We start from the raw sequence: 352 nt of genomic DNA, 5'->3' as shown, positions 1-352 counted from the left end.
CAACACCTTTTAATTTAGGCATTTTTAGATTAACATCACCAGAAGTCGTAGTAAATGTGCGGTCATAATGACCAGCACGGTACCCTTTGCGTTCTTCATTACGTGCATAACGTTCTGCATTAACAAGTTGCTCTGCTTCTGCATCAAGTAAAGCATTTAAAGTTTCCTCAACACTGTTTTTTACTAAATCCTTTAATTGGGTGTGGATTAAATCTTGATTCAATTGTATAATGTTCTCAGACATAGTTTTTATCCTCCTTTGGAAATTTTGTTGTGGTAACTTAATTCTACCAAACGATAAAAACTATGTCTATTTGCTTATTTGAATTTGCGCAATCTATTATACGTCATC

At 33.8% G+C, this 352-nt stretch carries 1 protein-coding gene; it reads right to left on the bottom strand.

Annotated features, from left to right (window positions below):
- Nucleotides 1-244: transposase (locus tag EFT72_RS19055; protein WP_206426695.1), on the bottom strand; the 244-nt coding region annotated here is incomplete at its 3' end.
- Between the last annotated feature and the right edge of the window lie 108 nt (nt 245-352).

It is taken from the genome of Clostridium sp. E02 (assembly GCF_003833015.1).
GTDB lineage: Bacteria > Bacillota > Clostridia > Lachnospirales > Lachnospiraceae > Lacrimispora.
This window is presented reverse-complemented; position numbering and strand designations above follow the sequence as displayed.